Source organism: Bacillus sp. EB600 (assembly GCF_024494385.1).
GTDB lineage: Bacteria > Bacillota > Bacilli > Bacillales > Cytobacillaceae > JAEVLT01.
On sequence record NZ_JAEVLT010000002.1, the window covers coordinates 349,921 to 357,011 of the forward strand.

The window sequence follows — 7,091 nt, forward strand, 5'->3', positions numbered from 1 at the left end:
GAACAAAAGGCCTATTTTTGTTTTTAGAATGAAAAAAGGACTGAAGTTGTCTTCAGCCCCATCTCTTTACCGATTTAATCCGCCAAATTTCATCCGCATATTCCCTAATCGTCCGATCACTCGAAAAGTAGCCAGCCTTGGCAATATTAAGTAAGCTCTTCCTTTGCCAATCAAGCCGATTTTTATAAGCTTCTCCGATTCGCTGTTGGATTTCAGCATATGCTGCAAAGTCCCGCAGTACAAAGTATTGATCATTTTCGGCGAGTAATGAATCAAAAATCGGCTCAAACTCATTAGAAACATTTGGAAAAAAACCTGACACTAATTGATCGACGACCTGTTTGATTCGGCTATCGTGATGATAATATTCAATAGATCGATATCCTCCATGCTGATAATAATGAAGAACCTCCTCTGAGGACAGTCCAAAGGTAAAAATATTGGAATCCCCCACAAGCTCACGAATCTCTACGTTCGCACCATCAAGTGTTCCAACAGTTAAGGCCCCATTGATCATAAATTTCATATTTCCCGTACCGGAAGCTTCCTTACTGGCAGTGGAAATTTGTTCACTCACATCTGCAGCTGGGAAAATTTTTTCTGCTAAAGATACACGATAATTTTCAAGAAAAATTACCTTTATTCGATTCGAAATGAGAGGGTCATTATTAACCTTGTCAGCTACAGCATTAATTAATTTTATAACTTTTTTCGCGTAGTAATAGCCTGGCGAAGCTTTTGCTCCAAAAATAAACACTCTTGGAACGATCACACTGCTTGAGTCCTCTTTCATCTGATTATAAAGGTACATAATATGCAATACATTCAGTAGCTGTCTTTTATACGCATGAAGTCTTTTCACCTGGACATCAAAAATTGATTCTTTATCAACGGCTACGCCAATTTGTTTATATATGATGTCAGCTAATCTTTGCTTGTTTCTGGATTTAATCCAATGCAATTCTCTTAAAAATGCATAATCATGTTGATAATCAAGCAATTGTTCCAGTTCAGCGGGATTCTGATGCCATGAAGAGCCGATCGCTTCGGTTATAAACTGGGAAAGCTTCGGGTTGGCTTTTAATAACCAGCGCCGGTGGGAAATTCCGTTCGTTTTGTTAGTAAACTTTTCAGGATATAACTGGTAAAATTGATTCATTTCCCGCTGCTTCAAAATTTCAGTGTGAAGTTTGGCCACTCCATTCACACTAAAGCTCCCGACAACAGCTAAATGGGCCATTTTTACTTGGTCATGTGCCAGGATTGCCAAATCTTCAATTTTCTTCCAATTTCCAGGATGTTTTTCCCAAAGCCAGCGGCAAAAACGTTCATTTATTTCTTCGACAATCATAAAAATTCTTGGCAAAAGCGGGCGAAAAATTCGAATTGGCCATTTTTCCAATGCCTCGGTTAATGTCGTATGATTGGTATAGGAAATCGTATTTGTCGTTATATCCCATGCCTGATCCCAATCCAATCCCTCTTCATCGATCAGAACCCTCATCAACTCCGGAATAGCTAGGACAGGGTGGGTATCATTTATATGGATACAAACATGATGATGTAAGTCCTCCAAATCATGGTTCGTATTTCGATACGAGCTTAAAATGGATTGAATACCAGCTGAAACGAGCAGATATTGTTGTTTTAACCTTAGAATCTTTCCTTCATCATGGGTATCATCGGGATATAAAAACTCTGTCACCGCTTCTGTTTCCCGCTTATATTTTAAGATGTCTTTATGGACTGGAAAGGGAGAAGGCTCCGCATTCCATAGCCTTAATGTATTGACTGTGTTCGTTTTGTAACCAACGACAGGCATATCATAGGGAACCGCTGTAATGGTCTCCGCGTTAATATGCTGAAAAACAAGGCGGCTTTTTTCCACCTTTGTTTCCACCTGACCCCAAAACGGTATGTTAACAGCCATATCAGCTTTGCGCACCTCCCAAACATTACCGTGCCTTAACCATTGCTCGGGAAGTTCAACCTGATAGCCATCCACGAATTTTTGCTCAAATAGTCCATGCTTGTAGCGAATCCCAAATCCATGACCAGGAAGATCAAGTGATGCGATTGAATCCAAGAAGCAGGCAGCCAGTCTTCCTAGACCGCCATTCCCTAAACCGGCATCTGCTTCCATTTCCTCAAGCTGCCCCAGGTCAATTCCTAGTTCATGAAGGCCATCCTCAACAATGTCTTCAATACCTAGATTGATTAAATTTTGCCTTAACAGCCTTCCTAATAAATATTCGATAGAAAAGTAATAAACCTGTTTTTCATTTACTGAGCGATATTCTTCATTGGTTCTTATCCAATCCTTACTAACATATTCCCGAATCATATTTCCTAGCGTTTGATAATGATCATTCCCCGTACTCTCGTTAAAGCCTTTTCCGCACAGCATCTCAAGTCTTTTTAAAAAAGTTTGCTTAAAGTGTTCCTTGCTAGAAAACATGGGTCTCACTCCTAGAAATAAGCTCTGCGTATAAGCAATTATACTTAAAAGCTGATTGGGCCCAGCTATAATCCATTCTCATAGTACACTGCACAATCGCATTCCATTCATCCTTATTGTGATAGAAAGATAAGGCTCTGCGAATCGTGTAAAGCATGTCGTGTGCATTGAAATTATGGAAGGAAAATCCACTGCCTTCCCCACTACTTTCATTCCAAGCGGAAACCGTATCGTTTAAGCCGCCTGTTTCCCTTACAATCGGGACTGTCCCATATCGCATCGCGATCATTTGCCCAAGTCCGCACGGTTCAAAAAGCGATGGCATTAAAAATAAATCTGCCGCAGCATACAGTCGATGGGCTAGGCTTTCATTAAAACCGATATGCACCTTTAATTTGTCAGGAAAAGCGTTGGTAGCGTACTTCAAATATTCTTCATACTCAGAATCTCCCGTTCCAAGAATTATTACTTGGATATCCTCTGCAAGGATTTCATGCAGCACACACTTAACGAGATCGAGTCCTTTTTGTTTTGTCAGCCTTGTGATCATGACCATTAACGGGGTTCTATTTTCGACAGGTAAGCCAAAGTATTTTTGGATTTCCTGTTTATTCTCCTTTTTCTTATCAAAATTAGTAATGTCATATGTTTGAAAGATAGATGGATCACTTGCTGGATTATAAAATTGTTCATCAATGCCATTTACTATACCGCATAGATCTTCCTCTCTCTCCCGAAGAAGTCCATCCAATTTTTCACCAAAGAAAGGAGTCGTAATTTCTTGTTTATAGGTAGGGCTGACTGTCGTGACTTTGTCTGCTGCCACGATTGCTCCCTTCATAAAATTAACATTTCCATAAAACTCTAAATGCCTTGGATGGAAATATTGGCTATCCAGGCCAAACAAATCTCCTAAAGTTTCTTTAGGAAATATTCCTTGAAATTGGAGATTATGAATCGTAAAAACGGTCCGAATTGATTCATACTCCTTTTGATTTTGGTAATCTACTCTTACTAAATAAGGAATCATAGCCGTATGCCAATCATGACAATGAATGATGTTCGGAATGAAGTCAAGATGGGATAGGCTTTCTAAAACGGCTCTGTTAAAATAGGCAAACCGTTCTCCATCATCAAAATAGCCATACAAACGCTCTCTCTTAAAGTAATATTCATTATCAATAAAATAATAAGTTACTCCTTGAAACTGAAGCTCCTCAAGTCCGCAATATTGATTTCGCCACCCTACCGAAACAGAAAACTCATTTATTTTTTTCATTTCCTTTTTAAAATTGTCAACAATTGCCCCATATTTAGGAAGTATTACTCTAACATCTGTTCCAAAGCTTTTTAATTCCTTCGGGAGAGAACCTGCCACGTCAGCAAGTCCTCCTGATTTAACAAATGGACAACATTCTGATACGGCAAATAAAACCTTCACGATTTCATCAACGCTCCCTGTACTGTGCCTTTGCGAATAACATAAGGAGCATGGTCTGTTCCTAATAAACTGGTTCCCGACTCTACTTTTACATCCTTATCTACTATAACGGAATCCAGAAAACAATTTTCGCCAATTTCACTTTTTTGCATGATAATACAATTTTTTATAACTGAGCCTTTTCCAATTTTCACTTCGCGAGAGATAATGCTGTTTTCCACACTGCCGTTAATCAAACAACCGTTGGCAACCATTGAATTTTGGATGCTCGATCCTTTCAGATACTGGGTTGGCGGTTCATCTTTTACCTTTGTTAGGATCGGCTGTTCCTTTAGGAAGACTTCCTTCCATATTTCCGGTTTAAGCAAGCTCATGCTGATAGAATAATAGCTTTGGATCGAATTTACCGTTACTGCATAACCATTGTACTTATATTGACAAATAGTAAAAGAATGATGGATGTCATGAACGACATCCTTCATACATGTATAGCCAGTTTCATTTCTTGTTTCAATCAAATCTGTCAGTAATGAAGTTCTAACCAAATACATTTCCAAAGAGTTCCCCTCATGATCCACTACCTCTGTAAGATCACAACCTGACTCAATATGCCATTCTAATAGGGGATTAAAGTTCATAGTAAAAACAGTATGACAATTCGTGATCAAGGAATATTCTTGTGTGCTTCGCTTGAAAAAATCTATATTCGCGGCAAAATGATGAAAACAACCAATTCCATTATGGCTGCTATCAATGAGTGGCGAAGGGAAGAAGAAAAGACCATCTTTTTTTCGATCCAAGTCCCAATTCTTTCCGGACCCTAGATGATCCATTAAGGAGCGGTACTGCATTTTCGGAAATATAGCAACACTGCTAATTCCCGAATTCACCATATTTGACAGAACAAAATCGATCATCCGGTAGCATCCGGCAAAGGGAAGAGCAGCAAGTGAACGGTGATCGATTAGTTCCTCTAAATCCTCATAGTAGGCTGTCGCATCAATTACGCCTAAAAGCTTTTTCTTCAATTACAAGTCCCTCCTGATTAGAAATGCGCAAGCGCACGTTTAGCGACGTATGGACTGGAGCACACTGACTGAGATAAAGGAAACACGAAGAGCGTAAGCGCATTCGTGCTTGACTTATCGTAGGGAAGTGGGCGAAGTACACTAGTCGCTGGGCGCTGGAGCTAGACAATTATCAAAGTTCAAAGATATAATTTTTTATACGATTAGAAATGCGCAAGCGCACGTTTAGCGACTTACATCAATCACTGGACGCTGGCTGTCTAAACATGCATTCTTCCAGACAGTGCTAGCATGTCACGTACTTCGAAGTCAGACGGTAAAAATTATTCAAAGTTTTCAGTGTATTTGTATTAAAATGCAGTATATAAACCGTTTACCATTTCATTTGTTACTAAAATAATTTCATCATCCAATGAGCAGATAACCGTATCATCCGGAATCGTTAAATCACAAGGGACAATCGCTTTTTCGATTCGTACATTTTTTCCAATCCTTGCACCGGACATGATAACGGAGTCTTTAATGAGCGACTTCTTACCAACCTTTACGCCTTGAAAGAGCACAGATTTCTCAACGACCCCCTCAATTATACAACCCTCATTAATTAGCGATTCTCTTACAGTGGCCTCCGGGGAAATATACTGTGGAGGCTGGTTTGGATTAACAGAATATATTTTCCAGTTCTTATCAAATAAATCTAACTTACATTCATCTTCTAAGAGGTCCATATTCGCTTCCCACAGACTTTTAACAGTCCCAACATCTTTCCAATACCCTTTAAACGGATATGCAAACAGCTTTTTCTTTTCATCAAGTAACAATGGAATAACATCCTTGCCAAAGTCGTGTGTCGACCCTTGGTTACGATCATCCATTTCTAAAAATTCTTTTAAAATAATCCAATTAAAAATATATATTCCCATCGAAGCGAGATTATTCTTTGGAGTATTTGGCTTTTCATCAAACTCTTGAATTCTCAAATCCTCTCTAGTATTCATAATCCCAAACCTGCTTGCTTCATGCCAAGGAACCTCAATCACAGAGATTGTTACATCCGCACGTTTTTGAATATGGTATTCAAGCATATTTTCATAGTTCATTTTGTAAATATGATCACCTGACAAAATCAGGACATATTCAGGCTGGTATTGCCTCAAATAATTTAAATTTTGAAAAATGGCACTCGCTGTACCTGTATACCATTTCACTTCTGATGATTCGCTATACGGAGGAAGTACCGTCACTCCTCCATCCTTTCGATCTAAATCCCAAGCACTGCCGATGCCGATATAGGAGTTTAAAACCAATGGCTGATATTGTGTCAATACTCCAACAGTATCAATTCCTGAGTTGGAGCAATTACTTAATGGGAAATCAATAATTCGATATTTTCCTCCAAATGGAACTGCAGGCTTTGCTAGGTCTTTTGTTAATGAATTTAGCCTGCTCCCTTTTCCTCCTGCGAGCAGCATCGCTACGCACTTTTTCTTTCCCATTCGCATTTAGCTCCTTTCAACTTGTCATAAAATCAATATTTCAAATGGAGGAATTGTAAGTCCCACCGACATTGCTCTCCTCATCTATTTATTGTAAATATTTATTTTTAGCGACTATTTATAATTCGTTCTTTTTAAAATTATTCCTTGAAAAACTTTTATTACATTTCCGACATGAATTGATGCCATTTACCAATACGAATGACTTTTTTATATTTTTCTGTCTAATGCAGAAAATAAGCTTCATTATCCGACAATTTCACCCCATGCAGCGCGAAAAGTTTCTTGAATAAGCAGTGAATAAAAACGCTCTATTTTTTCAAATAATAAATAAAAGATCTCAACAGGTTATTTTTATATAATTTTTTATACAACAAAAAAACTGATGATAATTTATCATCAGTTTGCTATGACCCCTACGGGACTCGAACCCGTGTTACCTCCGTGAAAGGGAGGTGTCTTAACCGCTTGACCAAGGGGCCAAAAATATGGCAGAGAAGAAGGGATTCGAACCCTCGCGCCGGTTACCCGACCTACACCCTTAGCAGGGGCGCCCCTTGAGCCACTTGGGTACTTCTCTATAAGGCTCCGCAGGTAGGACTCGAACCTACGACCGATCGGTTAACAGCCGATAGCTCTACCACTGAGCTACTGCGGAATAATTTAAC

General features: G+C 39.0%; 4 protein-coding genes and 3 tRNA genes. All 7 read right to left on the reverse strand.

The genetic code is table 11. The annotated features are described in order from the left end of the window. Window positions 1-52: 52 nt before the first annotated feature. Entirely contained in the window at window positions 53-2,458 is a 2,406-nt protein-coding gene (locus JN080_RS04380) for a glycogen/starch/alpha-glucan phosphorylase (protein ID WP_256234692.1), read from the reverse strand. Further along, window positions 2,448-3,899, reverse strand: a complete 1,452-nt coding sequence (glgA, locus tag JN080_RS04385; protein ID WP_256234693.1) for a glycogen synthase GlgA — start codon at window positions 3,897-3,899, stop codon at window positions 2,448-2,450. The genes JN080_RS04380 and glgA overlap by 11 nt, the downstream gene beginning before the upstream one ends. Then, the gene (locus tag JN080_RS04390) at window positions 3,896-4,927 is read right to left on the reverse strand and encodes a GlgC family sugar phosphate nucleotidyltransferase (protein ID WP_256234694.1); all 1,032 of its coding nucleotides are present in this window, start codon (window positions 4,925-4,927) and stop codon (window positions 3,896-3,898) included. Before JN080_RS04390 ends, glgA begins: the two co-directional genes overlap by 4 nt. A 350-nt stretch (window positions 4,928-5,277) precedes the next feature. Continuing rightward, window positions 5,278-6,423: a glucose-1-phosphate adenylyltransferase gene (locus JN080_RS04395; RefSeq protein WP_256234695.1), complete on the reverse strand. Its 1,146-nt coding sequence runs from the start codon at window positions 6,421-6,423 to the stop codon at window positions 5,278-5,280. Between the two features lie 410 nt (window positions 6,424-6,833). Next, window positions 6,834-6,905: transfer RNA gene (locus tag JN080_RS04400), tRNA-Glu, on the reverse strand. Between the two features lie 7 nt (window positions 6,906-6,912). Next, window positions 6,913-7,003: transfer RNA gene (locus JN080_RS04405), tRNA-Ser, on the reverse strand. 6 nt (window positions 7,004-7,009) lie between these two features. Then, window positions 7,010-7,081, reverse strand: a tRNA-Asn gene (locus JN080_RS04410). Between the last annotated feature and the right edge of the window lie 10 nt (window positions 7,082-7,091).

Bases quoted from the DNA above. Each gene is read 5' to 3' on its own strand.
- JN080_RS04395 (WP_256234695.1), bottom strand. From the start codon at position 6,423: ATGGGAAAGAAAAAGTGCGTAGCGATGCTGCTCGCAGGAGGAAAAGGG.
- JN080_RS04380 (WP_256234692.1), bottom strand. From the start codon at position 2,458: ATGTTTTCTAGCAAGGAACACTTTAAGCAAACTTTTTTAAAAAGACTT.